The sequence below is a fragment of the Citrobacter sp. Cf072 genome, from assembly GCF_030334485.1.
GTDB lineage: Bacteria > Pseudomonadota > Gammaproteobacteria > Enterobacterales > Enterobacteriaceae > Citrobacter > Citrobacter freundii.
Window position 1 is genome coordinate 698,100 of sequence record NZ_JAOWDX010000044.1, and the last position, 19,989, is coordinate 718,088.

20 protein-coding genes and 1 tRNA gene are annotated in these 19,989 nt (G+C 51.3%); 6 read left to right on the forward strand and 15 right to left on the reverse strand.

Annotated features, from left to right (window positions below):
• From OGX66_RS12315 to OGX66_RS12350, 8 genes are all read right to left on the reverse strand, one after another.
• On the reverse strand, positions 1-1,668 hold the full coding sequence (locus tag OGX66_RS12315) for an O-antigen ligase family protein (RefSeq protein ID WP_057101157.1): 1,668 nt from the start codon (positions 1,666-1,668) through the stop codon (positions 1-3).
• Between the two features lies 1 nt (position 1,669).
• Complete coding sequence (locus OGX66_RS12320; RefSeq protein ID WP_049001902.1) at positions 1,670-2,212, reverse strand: fimbrial protein; 543 nt, start codon at positions 2,210-2,212, stop codon at positions 1,670-1,672.
• Positions 2,213-2,221: 9 nt separating this feature from the next.
• Complete coding sequence (locus OGX66_RS12325; protein ID WP_046669735.1) at positions 2,222-3,286, reverse strand: fimbrial protein; 1,065 nt, start codon at positions 3,284-3,286, stop codon at positions 2,222-2,224.
• Positions 3,283-3,888: a fimbrial protein gene (locus OGX66_RS12330; RefSeq protein WP_032948581.1), complete on the reverse strand. Its 606-nt coding sequence runs from the start codon at positions 3,886-3,888 to the stop codon at positions 3,283-3,285. The genes OGX66_RS12325 and OGX66_RS12330 overlap by 4 nt, the downstream gene beginning before the upstream one ends.
• Before the next feature lie 12 nt (positions 3,889-3,900).
• Entirely contained in the window at positions 3,901-4,689 is a 789-nt protein-coding gene (locus OGX66_RS12335; RefSeq protein ID WP_032948580.1) for a fimbrial biogenesis chaperone, read from the reverse strand.
• Between the two features lie 14 nt (positions 4,690-4,703).
• On the reverse strand, positions 4,704-7,175 hold the full coding sequence (locus tag OGX66_RS12340; protein ID WP_088902712.1) for a fimbria/pilus outer membrane usher protein: 2,472 nt from the start codon (positions 7,173-7,175) through the stop codon (positions 4,704-4,706).
• A 41-nt stretch (positions 7,176-7,216) separates the two neighbouring features.
• Complete coding sequence (locus OGX66_RS12345) at positions 7,217-7,765, reverse strand: fimbrial protein (protein ID WP_003838886.1); 549 nt, start codon at positions 7,763-7,765, stop codon at positions 7,217-7,219.
• Positions 7,766-7,834: 69 nt separating this feature from the next.
• Entirely contained in the window at positions 7,835-8,383 is a 549-nt protein-coding gene (locus OGX66_RS12350; protein ID WP_044714304.1) for a fimbrial protein, read from the reverse strand.
• Positions 8,384-9,133: 750 nt separating this feature from the next.
• Between OGX66_RS12350 and OGX66_RS12355 the strand changes: the two genes are divergently transcribed.
• Together OGX66_RS12355 and OGX66_RS12360 are read left to right on the forward strand one after the other, a co-directional pair.
• Positions 9,134-9,817: a winged helix-turn-helix domain-containing protein gene (locus tag OGX66_RS12355; RefSeq protein WP_225624048.1), complete on the forward strand. Its 684-nt coding sequence runs from the start codon at positions 9,134-9,136 to the stop codon at positions 9,815-9,817.
• Position 9,818: 1 nt separating this feature from the next.
• The gene (locus OGX66_RS12360) at positions 9,819-10,337 is read left to right on the forward strand and encodes a FidL-like protein (RefSeq protein WP_003838893.1); all 519 of its coding nucleotides are present in this window, start codon (positions 9,819-9,821) and stop codon (positions 10,335-10,337) included.
• A 157-nt stretch (positions 10,338-10,494) separates the two neighbouring features.
• Here the strand turns inward: OGX66_RS12360 and OGX66_RS12365 are convergent.
• Positions 10,495-10,571: transfer RNA gene (locus OGX66_RS12365), tRNA-Asp, on the reverse strand.
• Positions 10,572-10,705: 134 nt separating this feature from the next.
• A complete protein-coding gene (gene dnaQ, locus OGX66_RS12370) occupies positions 10,706-11,434 on the reverse strand; it encodes a DNA polymerase III subunit epsilon (RefSeq protein ID WP_003031410.1) in 729 nt (242 codons plus the stop codon).
• A 64-nt stretch (positions 11,435-11,498) separates the two neighbouring features.
• Between dnaQ and rnhA the strand changes: the two genes are divergently transcribed.
• Entirely contained in the window at positions 11,499-11,966 is a 468-nt protein-coding gene (gene rnhA / locus OGX66_RS12375) for a ribonuclease HI (RefSeq protein ID WP_003838896.1), read from the forward strand.
• Here the strand turns inward: rnhA and OGX66_RS12380 are convergent.
• Positions 11,963-12,685, reverse strand: coding sequence for a class I SAM-dependent methyltransferase (locus tag OGX66_RS12380; protein ID WP_003031413.1), 723 nt, complete (start codon positions 12,683-12,685; stop codon positions 11,963-11,965). The two genes, rnhA and OGX66_RS12380, sit on opposite strands and share 4 nt — an antisense overlap.
• A 33-nt stretch (positions 12,686-12,718) precedes the next feature.
• Between OGX66_RS12380 and gloB the strand changes: the two genes are divergently transcribed.
• Together gloB and mltD are read left to right on the forward strand one after the other, a co-directional pair.
• Positions 12,719-13,474, forward strand: a complete 756-nt coding sequence (gloB, locus tag OGX66_RS12385) for a hydroxyacylglutathione hydrolase (protein WP_003031418.1) — start codon at positions 12,719-12,721, stop codon at positions 13,472-13,474.
• 71 nt (positions 13,475-13,545) lie between these two features.
• Entirely contained in the window at positions 13,546-14,904 is a 1,359-nt protein-coding gene (gene mltD / locus OGX66_RS12390; protein ID WP_003031421.1) for a murein transglycosylase D, read from the forward strand.
• Between the two features lie 49 nt (positions 14,905-14,953).
• Here mltD and OGX66_RS12395 read toward each other — a convergent pair whose 3' ends face one another.
• From OGX66_RS12395 to OGX66_RS12405, 3 genes are all read right to left on the reverse strand, one after another.
• Positions 14,954-15,724, reverse strand: coding sequence for a class I SAM-dependent methyltransferase (locus OGX66_RS12395; RefSeq protein ID WP_032937069.1), 771 nt, complete (start codon positions 15,722-15,724; stop codon positions 14,954-14,956).
• A gap of 76 nt (positions 15,725-15,800) precedes the next feature.
• Entirely contained in the window at positions 15,801-16,601 is an 801-nt protein-coding gene (locus tag OGX66_RS12400) for an endonuclease/exonuclease/phosphatase family protein (RefSeq protein WP_003031427.1), read from the reverse strand.
• Between the two features lie 131 nt (positions 16,602-16,732).
• Positions 16,733-17,908, reverse strand: coding sequence for an MFS transporter (locus tag OGX66_RS12405; protein ID WP_088903373.1), 1,176 nt, complete (start codon positions 17,906-17,908; stop codon positions 16,733-16,735).
• A 104-nt stretch (positions 17,909-18,012) separates the two neighbouring features.
• Here OGX66_RS12405 and yafC point away from each other — a divergent pair, with 104 nt between their 5' ends.
• Positions 18,013-18,927: a DNA-binding transcriptional regulator YafC gene (yafC, locus tag OGX66_RS12410; RefSeq protein ID WP_003843865.1), complete on the forward strand. Its 915-nt coding sequence runs from the start codon at positions 18,013-18,015 to the stop codon at positions 18,925-18,927.
• 21 nt (positions 18,928-18,948) lie between these two features.
• Here the strand turns inward: yafC and dkgB are convergent, their stop codons facing one another.
• Positions 18,949-19,752: a 2,5-didehydrogluconate reductase DkgB gene (gene dkgB / locus OGX66_RS12415; protein WP_016149586.1), complete on the reverse strand. Its 804-nt coding sequence runs from the start codon at positions 19,750-19,752 to the stop codon at positions 18,949-18,951.
• Positions 19,753-19,989 lie beyond the last annotated feature (237 nt).

A 19,989-nucleotide genomic window follows, 5' to 3' on the forward strand; every position in this document is an offset into this window, starting at 1 on the left:
TCATTCCAGTATTTTATTAAAAGGACGTCGTGCATCCTGCAGCCACGGGATACGGCGATCGTTCGGGTATATCAGGCAAAAGCGCGTCGCCAGACGATGCGCCTCGACAAGGTCGCGCTGTTGCAACGCCAGCAAGATTTGCGTGAAGGAGACATTAGGGTCTGGGTGAACGCGCACATAGTCAGGCGCCCAGCGGCGAACCGCCTCCAGCCAACGAGCGTCCCGAGTACGCTGATACCGTTGCAGATACCCCATCTGGACATCAAACCGATAGCGACTGGTAAGAAGCCAGCCTCCTACAGGGAGCGATTCGGCAAGATGCCACTGCGATGACTGCCTCTCCGCCAGCGTCAGTTGCTGTTGCGTATGCAGCGTGAGAAGCAGCAATGGCGCGACGGTCAGTAGCGAGATAACCCCTGGCGCGCGAATCAGCCACGTCGAGGTAAGCGCCAGGCGTATTCCAGCCCGGTCGCTGTCTGCACATCGAAGCAACAGGATCAGCAGTAGCCAATGCGGCGTTGACTGCCTGACGGGGTATTCCGTCAGCATATGAATCACCACCGGCAGCGCCGCCACCAGACAGGCGCGACGCCAACGATTTCCATGCCTCCAGAGCCAGAAACCACTCGCAATAAAACACAGCGCTCCCACCAGTCCAACCAGACCGCCCTCCACCAGCCATAACACCAGTTCATTGTGCGGATGCGAGATGCTGCTCAACCCCAACGGTCCCGCACGTTCGAGAAACACGGCGGCAAAACTGCCCACACCCCACCCCGTCCACGGGCGTTCGGCAAATAATGCCAACGACGTTTTGAGTACCGTCCAGCGCACCTGGGAAGTGGTGAAATGATCGACCGTTGCTACGGACAAAAAATGGCGAGCGAGCGACCCCGTCGCCATGCCTGACGCCAACGGTAACAGGAGTAGTAACAACGTACGCCGTTGCGCCGGGAAAACCGCCAGCAGCAGCACTTCACCGACTACCAGAGACAGGTAACCGGTTTGCGACTGGGATTCATGCAGCACAAATCCCATCATCACCAGGCCAACCCCGATGACAATTCGATACCCGTCGCGCAGCCGTAAAAAGAGCGTGGCTGACAGCAACACGCCACAGGCCGTAAAGCTGGCCAGCAGGTTGACCTGCTGAAAAATGCCGTAAGGCCGTGTACCACGTCGCCAGGCAAACTCCCAGTAATCCACGCCCGGCAAATGCCAGTACTGATAGACAAACACCAGACATTCAATCACGCACGCCCCCCATAGCAGGGCCAGCAGTGCCGTCAGGGTGTTTGCCGTGAGAGGAATTTGCAATGTGACCAGATAGACGCTCACACCTCCCAGTAACGCCCCCGCCACCAGTAGTGCCTCGGCCTGCCTGACGTCAGGTGTTAGCAGGCAAAGCAACGTCAGGATGAACGCCCCGACCGTAAAACCCGCAGCTGGCACAGTGATGCGCCAGCGTTGACGAGGCGCCAGCATCAATACGCTTGCAGCCAGTACAACAGCGTAGATCCAGCTCGTAATATTAAGCGGCAACGACAGACCGCTGCCGCCGTTGTTCGGCCAGTAGAGATGCATGGCCCCACACCAGAAAAACAGACTAATACCGAGCAATAATTTCTGCGCAGGCAGCGGCGCAATCCGATTCAGTACGTTCATCATGCTACTGGTAGTTCAACGTCCAGGTCCCGCTGGCGCTGAACGGACCGTATTCGAGAGACTGATTTTTTATCGCCGATGGCTCCGCTGCGACCCACGCAAAAAAATTCAGCGTCATCGAACCTTCTGTTATCTCTTTGACTGATGTGCTCTCATCAAGGCGGATTGCCGTGCCGTCCTCTTCGCTCATCCCAATCCCGATCCCTGACGCGCCGCCTTGTTCACTGCTATCCAGCGCCAGATGATCTGCCAGCTCCGCATCCTCACGACCGCTGAAGGTAACCGAGATCCCACGGAAAACCTCAGGATTGCAGTCGCGTAACTTGATGCTGAATTTTTCCGGCTTACTGCGCCCCGAGAGATAGAGATCCTGCGTCGCGATTTGCTTGAAATCGACCTCGATTTTGTCGCCACCCGGTGCAAGGCTGCAGGCCAGTGCTCTGATGGTGCCGTGAAAATACATATCGCCGCCGACCAGTTTGGTGTCGGCCTGTGCCATGCTGCCAAGCAGTAACATACCGGTCGCGAATAACGCCGAGAATCTCATGACATCCCCCTACTGAAACTGCGCGACAACGGTGGCAGAGGCTTCAAATTCACCTTCCTTCACGCTTCCCACGCCCGGCTTTGCCACCGGCGCGGCGGTGAGATTCCAGTCGCCCTGATTCTGGTAAAACCCCTTCACGTTGTAAAATTGATTGGGCACGACGGTGCCACCACTCTCGTCTTTAAGCATAATGCCGAGATCGTCGCGTTTTTGTCCGCCGCTTAACGTGCCGAGGAGATTACCGTTAAATCCCGCCGTGCCTGACGCCGTGGTCGTTTGCACGCCAAGATTGATATTCAGCGCGCCCTGATCGAAGCTGCCGCCTTCACACACCACATGTATAGGGATTGGCTTACTATAGTTAGTGCCGTTGAGCCGGGCAGCGGATCCTGGCAAATCGCCAAACTCAATGCTGATTTTGTCTCCCCGGTTGAAGGTGCATTTGTCCGGTACGGTAATCAGCCCGGATTTAATCACCACGCGGGAAATTGGCGTTGTCGGCGTAGGACCAGCATCCCCTAAGCGCCCAGCAACCTCCACCAGCGACTGGGAGGTAATATTGATGCCATTAATAATGGGTTTTGTGACAATAAACGTCACTTTCCCTTTTGAACCACTTTCTATGTTGGTAGCCCGTTCGTAGCCTTTGCGCTTTTTGCAGCTATGATCGTTGTAACGATTTGAAAAATTGGTAAAAGGCGCCTGAACGTAGTTGTTATAACGCCCGGCGACCCACACCTGTACTTCCACATCCAGATACTCGTTTAAACGAAAACGGTTCGCCCCCTGATTGGAAGGCGGCATCGTGGTCGTGGTGGTGTAGTAAATCGGTTGTCGGGAGATGTCAGCCTGTTCGCAGTGAAAATCCACTACATACCAACTGCCCAGATTCCACGGGAACGGCTCCGTTCTGCCGCCCACGTGGTTTTTGCTGACATCCAGCGAGTTCAGTTCAATATCGTACTGATGCGGCGATCCTCCCTGCGGCTCACCTTCCCCCTGTGTGAATGCCTGCCCGGCCAGCGGACAACCAGCCAGGGCCGTCCACAGTAGCGTGTTGCGCAATATGCTCATAGATACTCCAGCTTAAGTCTGACCAGACCGTTAAATTCTCCGGCGGTCACCTCTCGCCCAAAAGATTCCAGCGCGGCAAGAAAATGAATGGCGTTATCGCCCGGTTTGAGGATCCACATGCGTTGCGGTTGATTCAGGTGGATCAACTGCTTACGTTCAGTCAGTAGCCGGATGCCCGCGCCGCGAACATCGCCACGAATGCGCCCCAAATCGCTGTTTTCCGGTGCGCCTTCAGCCATCATCGTCATCGAAACACCACGCTCCACCGTGCTGTAAGCAAGCTCAGGCATCTCACTGGTCTGCCCGGGAAAATCCCTTAAGGTATGACCGGAGCCCTTTAAACAGCCGTTCAGATACAGCGTGACCAATACCGGATCGCTGCGATCGCCGCCCTGGCGAAATCGGCTGGCGGAAATATCACCAAGATCGATAGTCTGATCGCGGGAGGCCATATCCAGCACGCACGGCGAAACGAATACCCGACCATGAAAGCGGACATTGCCATACTCACCGGACACGTTGCTCATATCCTGGCGACCGCTTGTGGCCTGAACCGAGCAGGCCATGCCCGCCATCAGCAGAGCGCAAAGCATCTTTTTCATTTACGAATCCTGTTACCGGGGCTGTTGCTCCATTGGCAATGCTTTACACACATTGCCTGTGCAGCTGAATTTCAATTCGGGATGACCGCCAAAATCGTTCACATACATCATGCTGAACTGGCTAACGCTGCCGTCGGTCACACTGAAATCGCGAGAGGACTTTGGTGAAACCATAACCCCAGGGAAGTCAGTCAGCCTGTCGCCGCCCTGAGCTTCAGGTTTGCGGCTTAAGCCGATCAAGGTGACGAAGTACGGCGTTGGGTTATCCACACTCCAGCGCAGGCCCTGCTTATGAAAGACCAGTTGGTTTTGCCACACGGCGCCCGGTGTTTCCGGCACGATGGCGGTCGGACGGTAGAACAGTTTGATACGCGACTGCATCGCCAGCTGCAGAACGTTCGGCTTATCCGGCTTGGGCGGAATTTCGCGCACGTTCAGGTAGAACAGACTTTCTCGATCCTGTGGCAGAGCGTTAATACCGCTGGTTTTCGTCACACGTGCAATGCCCTTTTGCCCGCCGTTAATCCGTTGTAGCGGCGGTAAAACCATCAGCGGCGAAGTAATTTTTGTTCCATTGGCGTCTTCCACCCACGACTGAGCCAGAAACGGAATGCTCGGACTGGTGTTGGTTAAGTTCGCGCTGACAGAGCGCGCATCACCAGTGATGATCAGGCGCGTACGGTCAAGTGCGATACCCGCCCATGAGGCGTTGATCTCTGCAATCAAAAGCAGACCGCAGGCCACGGGTTTCAGCCAACGCTGCACGGAGTAAAAAGCTTTATTTTTCATGACAAAATTCATTCAGGTTATTGAAATTATTCACAAGGCAACAGCACGTTACCCTCCGGGTTGATTTGTTGCGGCACCTGTAAGTGACACTGAGCACGACCGCCCCAGGCAACAGAAAGACGCTCAGCTGGATTCACACCCGCAATCCAGGCCATGCCGTTTTCCATCACCATGGCGACGCTGACACCGTTGGCGTTAAACACTTCGGCACCAAACGGCGGTACAGAGCCATCCTTCAGGCGCAGCAGCGCCATCATTTTTTGCCCCTGCGCCACGGCGAAGCGCTGATAACCAATCGCGCCTTCCGTCAGGGTGTTGGTGACGATGGCTTTGGTCGCGGAAATATCCTCGTCCATTGCGTCTACATCGATACGGGTATCAAAGCTGTGATAGCTGACGACATCCGGTACGACGGCAATACCGAAGCGGTTTGAGTGCGCCTGTTCACCGTTCAGCGGTACATTCGCCACACCGTCGGTATCAACCATCACCCTGGCGGTATTCATTGACGCCTGGCTGTTATGCAGCGCCGCGCCGTGACGCGTTGCGGTAAAGCCGCCGCGCATCGTGCCGCCAACGGAGAAATAACGTGATTGCTGCCAGCTGACGTTAGACTCAAGCTCAGCCATCATGCTGCGATGCTTGTAGTAACCATCAAACGCGGTGTGCCCTTCACCGGAAACCCCTGCGCGCAGTCGCCATGGATTGTTACGGTCGCGGTTATCGGAATACGAAACCATCTGACTGGTCTGGTTGCCGCTGTTTTGCACTTCATAATCCATGGAGCGGCCATCGCTCCATGGCACAGAAATGGACAGCGAAAGGCTGTCGTCCCGTTTGCCCTGATACTCAGAGCGGTAAGCAGCAAGGTTGGCGCTGATCCCCTGAATGCCTGCGAACGAAAAGCTGTGTCCCATCGACAACCCGTAACGATCCTGAGAGCCACGATCCCAGTAATTCTGGTGGGTATAGGTCAGGTACAGCGTGGTCGCTAATTGCGGGTCGTCAGCAAAAAAGGTCTTGTTACCGGTGATGGTGTACATCTCTTTTTCGTTGCCGGCGCTGTTGTTATTTTCATACTGCTCGTCAAGGAACTGCGAGAAGGTGCGGAAGTTACGCTGTGAAAAGCGGTAACCAGCAAAGGTGATGGCGCTGTTGTACTCATCAAAGGTTTTGGCATAGCTGAGCTTAAAGGACATCCCTTTTTGTTCAGTCTGATGCTTCACCCGACTCACGGATTGCGTCGCGTCAGCCGACAGCGCACCCAGCCAGCTCAAATCCCGCCCAATCCCCATCGACCAGGCGTTATAACGATCGCCAGTGAGCAACGCGCCGCCATACAGCGACCACGCATTGCTGACCCCCCAGGAAAAATCACCGCTATAAAACGCAGGCCCCTGGACGTCGTGGTTATAACGCGATGGCTTACCGACCGCGGCGTTGTATCGAACATAGCCCGGGCGCGTCAGGTAAGGAATATCGGCCGTATTGACCTGAAAGGTTTGTACACTGCCATCCTGCTCTTCGACGCGAACATCCAGCGTGCCGCGTACCGAGCCGTGCAGATCCTGAATATTAAATGGCCCCGCAGGAACGGTGGTTTGATAGATAACACGCCCCTGCTGACTGACAGTGACCTTCGCATTGCTGCGCGCGATGCCATGTACTTCGGGCGCGTAGCCCTGCAAATTCGGCGGCAGCATGCGTTCGTCGCTGGCGAGGTTCGCCCCGGTGAAACGTACCGAATCAAAAACCTGAGAATTCAGGTAGATTTCGCCGAGCGTCAGTTTTGCCGCCTGCATCGGTAACGGGCGATAGGCATAGATCTGATCCCAATCGATTCGCCCTCGGTTCTCATCCGAAGCGTAATTGGCTTGGTACTGGCCACGAAAACGCCACGCGCCGAGGTTAAAGCCAGTCTGCCCATAGCCAGACAGAGAGCGATAACGATCGCCGCCCTGCTCGTAATGTGTGGCCTGGCCTGAAACGCTGTAGTCAAAAATTAGCCCTGCGACACCGTTATCCCAACGCTCCGGCGGCGTCCAGTCTGGATCGGTATATTTCATCCATGCCTGAGGCACGGTAATGTCCAGTACGCCGGCGCTATTATTCAGCACCACACCCGGCAGGCGGGAAATGTCATAGCAGGCCGCGCTGATCGGGTGAATATAGGTCAGCGCCTCTTCTTTGAGCGCCAGTAATTCAAGTTGTTGTGGCGTCAGACAGGCCATGGATTTATGCGGGTTGGCAGGGTCGACGATATAACGAATCGACTGCTGAGGGATCTCCTGGCTGTTAATACGAACATCCAGCAGATATTCTCCGGGAGTCACAAAGTTGCCTTCGGAAAAACGCTGCAAATCGACATTGTGCCTGTCGCTGGCATCCAGTACGTCGGTATTAAATTCAATGGCCTCATCCGCTTCAACAAATGAAGAGGCACAGACCAGAGCAATAAAAAGCGCCAGACGTTTTTTATCTGTTTTCAGCGTGATCATTTTCGTTCGCAAACCTTCAGATACCCGAATTGCAGTGCAGCTCAGAGATAATTCACAACAAAATGCGTGACCGCAGTAAATTCGCCGGATGTCATTCTTCCGTCGCGGGAGATCAAATAAGCCGTAAAATTGAGCGTGTTTTTCCCTGGGTTAAGCGCATAGTCCGGTGATGGCTCACCCAGATGAATTTGCTGTCCTTTGCCGTCATATATTTCTATCGCTAAATTTTCAGTTTCCGATTGCACGCTCAGATAATCAGGATTGTCACTATCGGGTGCGCCGGAAAAGGTAATATTGGCGCGTTGAAACAGACTCCCCGGATGTTGAGAATCCCCAAGGGAACATCCCAGCAAATGAATGCTGAAATCATGCGCAGATACTTTTTCAGGTTTACCGGAAATATCTCTGGCTGAGAGATCATCAAATTCAACCAGTAGCGACCGGTCGCGCGGATCGACATAACAGGCAGCTTCAATAATATTTCCCCGCATGCGCATTTTGCCGGGCGTACTGACAAGACGATGAGTGTCAGCCAAAACCCATGCAGGCGATATAAAGATAAAAAGCAGTAAAATACGCCATCCAGGCATCACCGCATTTCCTTTCAGTTATTCGCAGGAAGGGTTAGGCAGGCGCATAATTGCGCCTGCTGCAGATCGTTACTGGTAGTCGATCTGGAAATTAACGGTAGATTCGAAATCACCCGGAGTTACCGCTGCAGATGCGTTGTTTGCCTGCAGGTAAGCGACGAAATCAATGTCGGTTTCGCCATCGGTAATGTTGACCTGAGAGGCCGCTTTGCCCCATTCCACGTCCTGGTTGCCGCTGTCAACCATACCGATGCCCGCACCCTTTGCAGTACCCGAGGTGAACGCGGCCAGCGCGTTGTTATCTGAATCAATTGTTGCCGGGGTATAGGTCACAGTAGCCGTTTTCGCGACGGTCGTATCACAGCCCTGCAGCACGATTTTGGCATGCTTAACGCCTGCACGTTGGTTGTCTTTTAACTGAGAGGTTGGGATTTCACCAAAATTTACCTGCACCGGGCTGGATTCTGGGGCCAGACCGCATGCGGAATTAACCAGAGAACCAGTGAAGTGAATTTTACCGTTAGTCGGTTCAACATTTTTTGCAGCATAAGCAGAAGATGCAGTAAAAGTCATTCCCGCCATCAGCGCACAGGCCACAGCCACGTTTTTCATTTTCATATTACTACTTAACCTTATATCTTTTTTTTGGTTATTCCGACGATCTATTTCCGCAGACAATCAATGCAAGGGAAATCCTGATCTGCAGGTGGCGGTAGTGCATATCCTTGCAAACAATCCATCTCAAGCCACCCCGTATTTTGAACTTCATTGGTATTCCATCCGAAATACCGTCCACAGGTGTTTACGCTGTTTCGGGACTTATATTAAGTCGACGAAAAAATGACACAATGCAAAAATCCGGTATTAATCAAACTCAGGGAATCGTGTTGTAACACAGTCTGTCGAGCGATCGTTTACCTAAAAAACAGCCAAAAAACATACCACACCCAGTGTTAATTGCTATTATTTATGGTTTTTATAGAGTTTTTATCTATCAAATATTTTTTTATTTAGCCAGAAGAACAGGCAAAATGTATTTATGAAAGTTTTGTAAAAATGAAATTAGGTATCAAAAGCGAGTAATGACAATAAGATAGTGAAAGAGAGGAAGGACATAGGAGGATTCTATTAGATATATTAAAAGATTGTTATATAAATATTAATAAAGAGTTCTATGGTACAATCATTTTTTATAAATGAATTATGTTATGCTATTGCTTCCCCCACTCGAATGCGAGATATCCTGCTTTAAAGGAGACATCAGTGATTTCTCATATACCAATAAACAAAATCAAATCCGTAATTATTGGTGATGGCTTAGTTTTCAGACCACATAAAAATACCCTAAAAGACCTGGCGTCTGGTGAAATGGCCACATTGAATAATGTGGCAACACAATTACTGCTCTATCTGTTGCAAAATGGTAAAGAGATATCCTCGCGCGATGAAATTCTGCAGAATGTTTTCCAGCATAATGGCGCCAGAGCGACGGATGCTAATCTCAATCAGCACATTTCATTTCTGCGCAAAGCAATAACGTCTACGGGCCATCCTGCAGAACTGATCGTCACCATTCCGCGAATAGGATTTCGGATGGGCGACGCCAGTATCAATATTCAGCAACTGGAGGAAGCACAAGCACCCACCAGAATAGCCAATGTTGCATTGATGCCCAGGAAAAAGAAACGAAACCTGTGGCCTGTCACGATAACAACGTTAATTACCGGAATCGCCGTGCTGGCGACAGCGTGGTTAACATGGATACCCAATAAAATCGCTATGACGGACGCGGCGATCCTGCGGACTATCGACTACGAGCAGTGCCGTGTGCATATATTAGGAAACGCCCTCACCGACACCATTACCGAAAAAAAAGCACTGGATATTTTCAAGTCCGTGGGTATTAACCCTAACTGTTCGTATCCAAAAGATCTGTATCTCAATACCTGGGCGAGCAACCATAATCTGGTTGAGTGGTCATTTGCCGCTGAATGCGGGCTAAACCTCGGCTATTACCATTGCATCAGCCAGTATCGCCATCATGAGGAATGATATGAAGCAGGAAAGCGATCACTCTCCTTTACTATGGTCAGTCGTGATTGCCATTTTTGGGCTGGCGACTATCGCTTTTTTTATTATCGCCGGGAATGCGAAAAAACAAGAAATCAGTTTTTCCTGTTCCTCGGAATTCACGTCGATACTCGACATCCAAAACACCAAAAAGGAACTCCACGGAATAATGCTGATCACCAGCTACAACTCTGGACACCTCTCATTGTCAGTACAAGGGAAACTCAAAAGTGATGATGGCGAGTTTGCTGTTAACCGAAAACTGTTCTTTCGCTATGCCCGACCACTCGGCCATACCGCCGGCGTTTTTATGCTCACCCCCGACGGACGCGAAAAATCCCCGGATGATGAAGCAACGGATGCTATAGATTATCTTTTCTTTGACGCTTACGAACGTGCCGACAAGCTGTATATGCTAAAGCACCTGAATGAGGAAACGGTTCTTATTGGCGATAACTTTTCACCCCGCTTCGCCTGCGTGATGAATCACTTCGCAAGTTAATCGCCTTCTGGATATGCGTCGGGTTAAGGATGACCTGATGTGTTGCCCACCCGAAAGCACGGGCGCGGTCGATAGAACGTGAGAATGAGATTATTATTTTTGGCGGGTTAATAACGACGAAAGCCTGAATCATTTCTGATTCAGGCTTTCTGAATAGTGGCGGAATGGACGGGACTCGAACCCGCGACCCCCTGCGTGACAGGCAGGTATTCTAACCAACTGAACTACCACTCCGCGTTGTGTTCCGCTTGGGAACGAAGCGAATATTACGGATTGCCTCGCACCTCGTCAACGCTTTTTCTCACGTTTTTTAATCGTTTGCTGCAAAAATCACCCGAATGGCCATTTTCATACGGTAAATGTACAAACTATGCCCGCCAGAGGCAACTTCCGCCTTTCTTCTGCACCAGGTCAAGGCGTGACTCATGGGCCGCTAACTCTTCATCAGTGGCGAAAACAACACGTAGTTTGCTAGACTGGCGCACAATACGCTGGATCCCCGTGTCATTCCTCTGCTGGCTGTCGCCTTCCATTGAGAACGCCATCGTGGTCTGCCCGCCGGTCATCATCAGATAAACGTCGGCCAGAATCTGGGCATCAAGCAATGCGCCGTGCAGGGTTCGTTTACTGTTGTCTATCTCATAGCGCGAGCACAACGCATCAAGGCTGTTTCGCTTGCCAGGAAACATTTTCCTCGCCAGCGCCAGGCTATCGGTTATTTTGCAGAATTCGTTCGTCTTCGGAATATCCCGCTTGAGCTTCGCGAATTCGTAATCCATAAAACCGATATCGAACGATGCGTTATGGATGACCAGCTCCGCGCCGCGAATGTAATCGAGAAATTCGTCGGCTACATCAGCAAACGTGGGTTTATCAAGCAGGAATTCGTCTGCGATTCCGTGTACGCCGAACGCTTCCGGGTCCACCAGCCGATCCGGCTTCAGGTAAACATGGAAGTTATTGCCGGTCAGGCGGCGGTTCACCACTTCAACCGCACCGATCTCAATGATCTTGTGGCCTTCATAGTGGGCGCCAATCTGGTTCATACCGGTGGTTTCGGTATCGAGGACGATCTGTCGTGTAATTCCAGTGCTCATAACGGTCATTTATGTCAGACTTATCGTTTGATTTCGATTTGCTAAAACAGGAAGTCTACCAGAGATGCTTAAACAGGTAGAAATTTTCACCGATGGTTCTTGCCTGGGAAATCCAGGACCGGGTGGTTATGGGGCGATTTTACGCTATCGCGGGCGCGAAAAAACCTTTAGCGAAGGCTACAACCTTACAACTAATAATCGCATGGAGCTGATGGCAGCAATCGTTGCGCTGGAAGCCCTGAAAGAACAGTGTGAAGTGATACTCAGCACGGACAGCCAGTATGTGCGCCAGGGCATTACGCAGTGGATCCACAACTGGAAGAAGCGTGGCTGGAAAACAGCAGATAAAAAACCAGTGAAGAACGTCGATCTGTGGAAGCGTCTCGATGCCGCTTTAGGCCCTCATCAAATCAAATGGGAATGGGTTAAAGGCCATGCGGGCCATCCGGAAAACGAACGCTGCGATGAGCTTGCGCGCACCGCGGCCATGAGCCCGACTCAGGATGATATTGGGTATCAGACTGAGGCTTAAGCGTCCGGTTTACGGTATTGCCGGGTCGCGCCAACGGCATGACGGATAGGCGTTTTGCTTTTATTTTGTTTCATCGGGTTGAGTGTAAGCGGAATGGTTCGCTTGCGCGCAACCACCAGCTGTAAACAGCCCAGCGCGGGGATATGGGTGCTTAACATTTTCCCGCCCTTCTTATTCCAGGGCAGAACATGAAAACGACTATAGTGCAGCACTTCAAAATTCAGTAATGATAGCCAGTCCAATTGACGCATGAGGGTAAACATCCGACTGTTATAGGGCGATGTCTTACGCAATACGGGCACCAGTTTACGCAAACCCATCAGGCTTACCGGGTTAAAACCGCTCAAAATCAACCAACCGTCATCAATCAACACGCGATCGGCTTCACGCAGTAGGCGATGCGGATCGGAACACCACGGTAACGTATGGGCCAATAAACAGACATCCACGGACTTATCGGCAAAGGGAAGATGCAAAGGATCGGCCGTCACCTGCATGGGAGAACCCTGCAAAGAAACATTTACCTGATGAGAAACCGCGCACGCTTCGGAATCGATTTCTGCGCTTAAATTACCAACCTTAAGCAGATGAAAACCGTACATTTTTGCGAACCACGGGTTAAGCTGATACTCCAGCGCCTCACGATAGTGTTCGCCCCAGGGCAGATCATCCCAGCTAACGGGCGCTACGACAGTTTGAGGGATCCTTGCCGGTTTCATCACAACCTTCCGTTACGCATTTAGAGGTAATATATGAATCTTAACAGTATTCCTGCATTTCAGGACAATTACATCTGGGTCTTGTCAAATAATGACCAGCATTGTCTGATTGTGGACCCGGGTGAAGCGGCTCCTGTTCTGAAAGCCATTGCAGAGCATAACTGGGTGCCTGAAGCCATTCTGCTAACCCATCATCATCAGGATCACGTGGGCGGAGTGAAAGAACTTCTGCAGCATTTCCCACAAATAGTGGTATACGGACCGGCTGAAACGCAAGATAAGGGAACGACACACATAGTCGAAGATGGCGATATTGCACTCGTTTTGGGGCATGAATTTAGGGTAATTGCTACTCCGGGTCACACTTTAGGACATATCTGTTACTTTAGCCATCCTTACTTATTTTGTGGTGACACACTCTTTTCTGGCGGTTGCGGTCGACTTTTCGAAGGCACCGCAACCCAAATGTATCAATCACTTAAAAAAATCAACGCCCTTCCTGACGATACATTAATTTGTTGCGCACATGAGTACACATTAGCAAACATGAAGTTTGCCTTAAGCATTCTCCCGCACGATTCGTTCATAAATGAATATTATCGTAAAGTTAATGAGTTACGCGTAAAAAAACAAATGACACTACCCGTAATTCTGAAAAATGAGCGACGAAATAATCTTTTTTTAAGAACGGAAGATATTGATTTAATTAATGAAATTAACAAAGAAACAATATTGCAACAACCTGAGGAGCGTTTTGCCTGGTTAAGGTCAAAGAAAGATACGTTCTGACAATTCCGGGTTGCCTTTTGAAAACTTCGCCGTTATGATCGGTCGTCTTTTAAGCAACTATTGACACACACATGAAGGCAAAAGCGATATTACTCGCCTCTGTCCTGCTTGTTGGGTGCCAGAATACTGGTAACGTCCAACAACACGCACAGAGCCTTTCTGCAGCTGGTCAAGGGGAAGCAGGAAAGTTTACAAGTCAGGCGCGATGGATGGACGACGGAACATCTATCGCTGCTGATCAAGATTTGTGGGCTTTCATTGGTGACGAGCTAAAGATGGGAATTCCGGAAAACAGCCGGATTCGCGAACAGAAACAGAAGTATTTACGCAATAAGAGCTATCTCCACGATGTAACTTTACGGGCAGAGCCGTATATGTACTGGATAGCCGGGCAGGTTAAGAAACGTAACATGCCTATGGAACTGGTACTACTACCCATAGTGGAGAGCGCTTTTGATCCTCACGCAACGTCTGGCGCCAATGCCGCAGGTATTTGGCAGATCATTCCGAGCACGGGGCGCAATTATGGTTTAAAACAGACCCGCAGTTATGATGCACGTCGCGACGTTGTGGCTTCCACCACCGCCGCGCTGGACATGATGCAGCGTCTGAACAAGATGTTTGATGGCGACTGGCTGCTGACCGTTGCTGCTTATAATAGCGGTGAAGGTCGTGTCATGAAGGCAATCAAAACGAACAAAGCTCGTGGTAAACCCACTGACTTCTGGTCGTTGCCATTGCCTCAGGAAACGAAGCTATACGTGCCCAAAATGCTGGCATTGAGCGATATACTCAAAAACAGCAAACGCTATGGCGTACGTCTGCCAACAACAGACGAAAGCCGCGCGTTGGCACGTGTTCGCCTGAGTAGCCCGGTTGAGATGGCTCAGGTTGCCGATATGGCGGGTATTTCCGTCAGCAAGCTGAAGACCTTCAATGCAGGCGTGAAAGGTTCCACGTTGGGTGCCAGCGGCCCGCAATATGTGATGGTGCCAAAGAAGCATGCTGAGAAGCTGCGTGAGTCTCTGGCTTCAGGCGAAATTGCAGCCGTGCAGTCAACGCTGGTCGCGGATAACACGCCGCTGAACAGCCGTAGCTACAAAGTTCGCTCTGGCGATACGCTTTCTGGCGTTGCTTCACGTCTTGGCGTGAGCATCAATGACCTTAAGCAGTGGAATAATCTGCGCGGGTCGTCGCTGAAAGTAGGCCAGAATCTGACGGTGGGCGCTGGTAGCAGCGCACAGCGACTGGCGAACAACAGCGATAGCATCACCTATCGTGTGCGTAAAGGCGACTCGCTCTCGAGTATTGCCAAACGCCACGGGGTTAACATCAAGGATGTGATGCGCTGGAACAGCGATACGAATAATCTACAGCCAGGCGATCAGCTAACGTTGTTTGTGAAAAACAACGACATGCCGGACTCCTGATAGCATTGTAGAAATGAAGGCACTGGTTTCCCCCCAGTGCCTTTTTTATTTATCCCGCTTTATGTGCCTCAACCATTATCGTGTCGCTGGTAAACGAGCCATCTTCCTGTAACGCAAAGTAGTCTTTCACTTGTGCAGAAGCACTTTGTTGGTAGGCACGAATCGCGTCGCTCAACGCTGCAGGCGTACGCATCCGCGCCACCCACGAACTGAATTCCAGCGCCAGACGATCGGTTAACAAGGTATCGGCAATCAGATTGGCGTCATTGATTAACGACAACCACTCTCCGCTGGAATAGTTGCGTACGTGTGAGGTATCGCGTAACGCCTCCACGGTTTGCAACCAGATATCACGTACTGGGTGGCCAGGCGACATCACATCCATCACAATCAGTACACCACCAGGCTTCAGAACGCGGTTCACTTCCCGCAGCGCGCGCCCGACATCATGCCAGTGATGCGCGGAATAGCGGCTAATCACCACATCAAATACGTTATCTTCAAATGGCAGGCTTTCAGCATACCCCTGCCGTGTGGCGATATTATCCAGACCTCGGTCTTTTGCCGCCTTAGCAACCACTTCAAGCATCTGCGACGATAAATCATAAGCCACGACCTGCTTTACGTGTTGTGCGGCCACAAAGCTGGCGTGCCCTGCTCCGCATCCCATATCCAATACGCGAGCCTGTGGAAATGCCGACAACCTTTCCCCCAGACGTTGCAAGTCACGGCCAGAGGCGTGCACCGTACTGGTTAAATAGGCATTAGCCTGAGAGCCAAACTGTTTTTCGACGTTGTCATGGTGAGAGCGTGTTGTCATTGTGTTGTCCTTCGGTTGTTGAGAAATATGAAGGGCAACCATCACAGGCCTGCCCTATGGCAGACCTGACACACCGTTATTGTTCAGGTTTGCCGGGACTGAATTCAACGAGTAGCGGGTTGTGATCGGATGCGCGGGTGACCAGCACAGAGGCTTCACTCACGTTCAGACCGCGATAGAACACAAAATCGAGAGGGCGACCAAACGCACGGCGGCGCTGATCGTCAGTAAAGCGAACCTGGCGCAGCGACATTTCACGCGCAAAGCGGTACAGCGCATTCATCCGTCGACGGCTCCAGGCATTAAAATCGCCGGCCATGATCACCGGACCGCTGTGATGAGCAATCTGATCGCCAATGGGAAGTAACTGCTTACTATAGACATCAACGCCAAGGCTAAAGTTAACCGCGTGGATATTCACCACCATTAACAGCCGAGTGTCAGGCAACGGGTACACCGTCACCAGCGCCGATTTCGCCAGCCGTAAAATAGGCTCACGCTCGCGCAATGGACAGCAGTAAACAGGATGAGCAGCAGAGAGCGTCATGACGCCAGAGGGATGCTGAGGCAGCACAAAGGCCGGAACCTGATCAGCAGCAAGATAGTTAGCGGTCGCAAACTGCACCAGTTCTGGCGTGGTTTGTGCTTCCTGCAATAACACCAGATGCGCATCTTTGCCAAAATTCTTCAGCACCGACTGCCATTCTGCGCGCTGCTGTTTAAAAATATTCCATACCAGCACGCGAATGCGATCTTCACTGCTTAACGGAACGCCTGCGGGTAATGCCTGGCCAATATGCGCAAACGACCCCGGCGGTAAAATCCGCTCGGCGGGTTGTCCGGCAACATAACGCATGGCATAGGTGTTTTTTCGCACTTTAGACTTTCAAACCTCTGTAACGTCAACCAGTCCGCAGCCGGACTGGTTCTTCTGTTATAGGGATTTTAGCACTCACTTTCAACGAACAATTGCAGTTTGTTTTGTAAGTGGGCGCTTACATCAATGATTTACCCCAAAGCAACGCGCGCGGGCTTATCAAGACGACCGCTGAGTCCCATCAGCAGGAAAGCAACCAGGACAATAAGTGCGCCAATCCACGGCGTCTGCGCCAGACCATAATGCTCGACCGTTTGTCCACCAATCACTGAACCCAGTGCAATGCCAATGTTAAACGCCGCAATGTTCAACCCTGACGCCACATCTACAGCATTAGGCGTAAATTGTTCCGCTTTCTGTACCACGTAGACCTGCAACCCCGGTACGTTACCAAAGGCAAAGATCCCCATTACCAGGATGGTAGCCAGCGCGGCATACTGCGTAGAAGCCGTCAGTTGGAAAACCATCAACAGAACAAACAACGCGGCGAAAATGAATTTCAGCGCAGGAACAGCACCATGCTTATCCGCCAGCTTACCACCCCAGATATTACCGATAGCCACTGAAACACCGTAACCCAGTAAGATCCAGCTTACTGCTGCCGGAGAGAATCCCGCCAGATCCTGCATCATCGGTGCCAGGAAGGTGAATGCCGTGAATACACCGCCGTAGCCCAGTGCCGTAACGGCATAAATCAACAACAGACGGGGATGAGTCAGCACTTTCACCTGGTCGCGAATGCTGGCGGCTGCACGACCGGGAATGTTGGCGGGGATCAACAACTGGCTACTGATCAGTGCAATCACGCCTAACATTGATACCGCAAGGAAAGTCTCGCGCCAGCCAAAGTGTTGACCAATAAACGTTCCCAGCGGCACGCCGGTTACCAGCGCCACCGTTAAGCCACCAAACATAATGGCGATGGCGGAGGCTGCTTTCTCTTTTGGCACCAGACTTGTCGCGATGGTAGAACCAATCGAGAAGAATATGCCGTGTGCCAGCCCAGTCAGCAGACGAGCGACAATGAGTGTCATATACCCGGGAGCCTGCCATGCCAGCAAATTCCCCGCCGTAAACAGAACCATCAGCGCAACCAGTAACTGTTTACGTGGCAGGCGTCCGGTCAAAGCGGTCAGTACCGGTGCGCCAATCGCCACACCCAGCGCATAGATGGAAACCAGCATCCCGGCGGAAGGTAACGAGATCGCCAGTTGTTGAGCGATGGTCGGCACCAGACCAACAATCACAAACTCAGTAGTGCCTATAGCGAAGGCACTAATTGTTAGTGCAAATAAAGCGAGAGGCATAAATAACTCCGTAACATCAGTAATCAGATGACACGCAGTATGCCTGGATGTTTTAATGACAAAAATATTCAAAATCTCAATATAATTTTGCGTCAGGTGCAAAAATGAAAGCAACCTCTGAAGAACTTGCGATTTTTGTAGCGGTAGTGGAAAGCGGCAGCTTTAGCCGGGCGGCAGAACAGCTTGGACAAGCCAATTCCGCGGTCAGTCGGGCAGTAAAAAAGCTGGAGATGAAACTGGGCGTCAGTTTGCTTAATCGAACGACCCGACAGCTAAGTCTCACTGAGGAAGGAGAGCGCTACTTCAGGCGGGTGCAGCAGATACTGCAAGAGATGGCTGCAGCAGAAACGGAAATCATGGAGTCGCGTAATACTCCGCGCGGCCTGCTGCGCATCGACGCAGCAACACCGGTGATGTTGCATTTCCTGATGCCGCTAATCAAACCGTTCCGGGAGCGGTATCCCGAGATGACGTTGTCTCTCGTCTCCTCGGAAACATTCATCAATCTTATTGAACGAAAAGTGGATGTTGCTATACGAGCGGGTACACTGACTGACTCGAGTCTACGTGCGCGTCCGTTATTTACCAGCTATCGCAAGATTATTGCCTCACCGGAGTACATTGCCCGTTTTGGTAGACCAGAGACCGTCGAGGAGTTAAAACAGCATCTGTGTCTGGGGTTTTCCGAACCGGTTTCGCTCAATACCTGGCCAATTGCCTGTAGCGACGGACAGCTGCATGAGGTCGAGTGTGGAATTTCTTCCAACAGTGGGGAAACGCTAAAACAGCTTTGCCTGAACGGCAACGGCATCGCCTGTCTTTCAGATTATATGATAGATAAAGAGATCGCGCAGGGAGAGCTAGTGGAACTGCTGGCCGATAAACGTCTGCCGGTAAAAATGCCTTTCAGCGCCGTTTACTACAGCGATCGTGCGGTCAGTACACGTATTCGTGCATTTATAGACTTTTTAAGTGAATATATAAGAACAGCTCCCGAAGGAGCTGTAAAAGAGGGGTAAGGGATACACAGGATCGGGCAATTAATCCCAGGCAGGAGCCAGACCTTCCGGGCTGACCAGACGATCGTTGCAGTCCAGTGCCGCGATCATTTTTTTATCTTCGGCATCCAGATGCAGTTCCAGCGCCAGCAGGTTGCTTGCCAGGTTTTCACGTTTGGTAGAAGAAGGAATTACGGAGTAACCTTCCCCCATTGCCCATGCCAGAATAACCTGCGCCGGGGTCGCGTTATGTTTAGCGGCAATGTGCGCAATCACTTCATCTTTCAGCGCGTTACCGTAAGCCAGCGTCATGTAAGAGGTGATGTGGATACCGTGTGCTTTCGCCCAGTCAACCACCTTACGGCTCTGAAGATACGGAGAAAGCTCAATCTGGTTGGTCGCAATATTGTCTGCGCCTACTGCGGCAATGGCTTTTTCCATCAGCGCAATGGTGAAGTTTGAGATACCAATTTCACGAGTCAGTCCCTGCTGTTTTGCTTCGAGCAGCGCCAGCATGAATTCCTCAACAGATACAGCATCTCCTGGAGATGGCCAGTGGATCAGCACCAAATCAACATAATCTGTACGCAGTTTCTTCAGGCTTTCTTTCAGACTTGGGATCAGTTTTTCTTTGCTGAGATTTTCAATCCAGATCTTGGTGGTGATGTACAGTTCGTTACGCGGTACGCCGGTTTCGGCAATCGCCTGACCAACAGCCGCTTCATTATCATAGATTTGCGCAGTGTCGACAGCACGGTAGCCCAGCTCAAGCGCCGTTTTAACAGAAGCGATAACCACGTCGTCTTTCAGGCGGAAAGTACCCAAACCGAATGCAGGGATAGCCATAGAATTCCTCTTTTTAATCACTATGTTCATCAACTAAGAGGATTATGACTTCCAGCTCTTTATAGAAAAAGAGTGATAAATGCAGAGGATTTTTGCGGATGTAGCAATAATTAAATTGCAGGCAAAGAAAAAGCCCTGAGCTAATGCTCAGGGCTCTTAATAAGTGGCGGAACGGACGGGACTCGAACCCGCGACCCCCTGCGTGACAGGCAGGTATTCTAACCAACTGAACTACCG

Coding starts and splice junctions, on each gene's coding strand:
- OGX66_RS12315 (WP_057101157.1), bottom strand. CDS start 1,668: ATGATGAACGTACTGAATCGGATTGCGCCGCTGCCTGCGCAGAAATTA.
- OGX66_RS12320 (WP_049001902.1), bottom strand. CDS start 2,212: ATGAGATTCTCGGCGTTATTCGCGACCGGTATGTTACTGCTTGGCAGC.
- OGX66_RS12325 (WP_046669735.1), bottom strand. CDS start 3,286: ATGAGCATATTGCGCAACACGCTACTGTGGACGGCCCTGGCTGGTTGT.
- OGX66_RS12330 (WP_032948581.1), bottom strand. CDS start 3,888: ATGAAAAAGATGCTTTGCGCTCTGCTGATGGCGGGCATGGCCTGCTCG.
- OGX66_RS12335 (WP_032948580.1), bottom strand. CDS start 4,689: ATGAATTTTGTCATGAAAAATAAAGCTTTTTACTCCGTGCAGCGTTGG.
- OGX66_RS12340 (WP_088902712.1), bottom strand. CDS start 7,175: ATGATCACGCTGAAAACAGATAAAAAACGTCTGGCGCTTTTTATTGCT.
- OGX66_RS12345 (WP_003838886.1), bottom strand. CDS start 7,765: ATGCCTGGATGGCGTATTTTACTGCTTTTTATCTTTATATCGCCTGCA.
- OGX66_RS12350 (WP_044714304.1), bottom strand. CDS start 8,383: ATGAAAATGAAAAACGTGGCTGTGGCCTGTGCGCTGATGGCGGGAATG.
- OGX66_RS12355 (WP_225624048.1), top strand. CDS start 9,134: ATGGCCACATTGAATAATGTGGCAACACAATTACTGCTCTATCTGTTG.
- OGX66_RS12360 (WP_003838893.1), top strand. CDS start 9,819: ATGAAGCAGGAAAGCGATCACTCTCCTTTACTATGGTCAGTCGTGATT.
- dnaQ (WP_003031410.1), bottom strand. CDS start 11,434: ATGAGCACTGGAATTACACGACAGATCGTCCTCGATACCGAAACCACC.
- rnhA (WP_003838896.1), top strand. CDS start 11,499: ATGCTTAAACAGGTAGAAATTTTCACCGATGGTTCTTGCCTGGGAAAT.
- OGX66_RS12380 (WP_003031413.1), bottom strand. CDS start 12,685: ATGAAACCGGCAAGGATCCCTCAAACTGTCGTAGCGCCCGTTAGCTGG.
- gloB (WP_003031418.1), top strand. CDS start 12,719: ATGAATCTTAACAGTATTCCTGCATTTCAGGACAATTACATCTGGGTC.
- mltD (WP_003031421.1), top strand. CDS start 13,546: ATGAAGGCAAAAGCGATATTACTCGCCTCTGTCCTGCTTGTTGGGTGC.
- OGX66_RS12395 (WP_032937069.1), bottom strand. CDS start 15,724: ATGACAACACGCTCTCACCATGACAACGTCGAAAAACAGTTTGGCTCT.
- OGX66_RS12405 (WP_088903373.1), bottom strand. CDS start 17,908: ATGCCTCTCGCTTTATTTGCACTAACAATTAGTGCCTTCGCTATAGGC.
- yafC (WP_003843865.1), top strand. CDS start 18,013: ATGAAAGCAACCTCTGAAGAACTTGCGATTTTTGTAGCGGTAGTGGAA.
- dkgB (WP_016149586.1), bottom strand. CDS start 19,752: ATGGCTATCCCTGCATTCGGTTTGGGTACTTTCCGCCTGAAAGACGAC.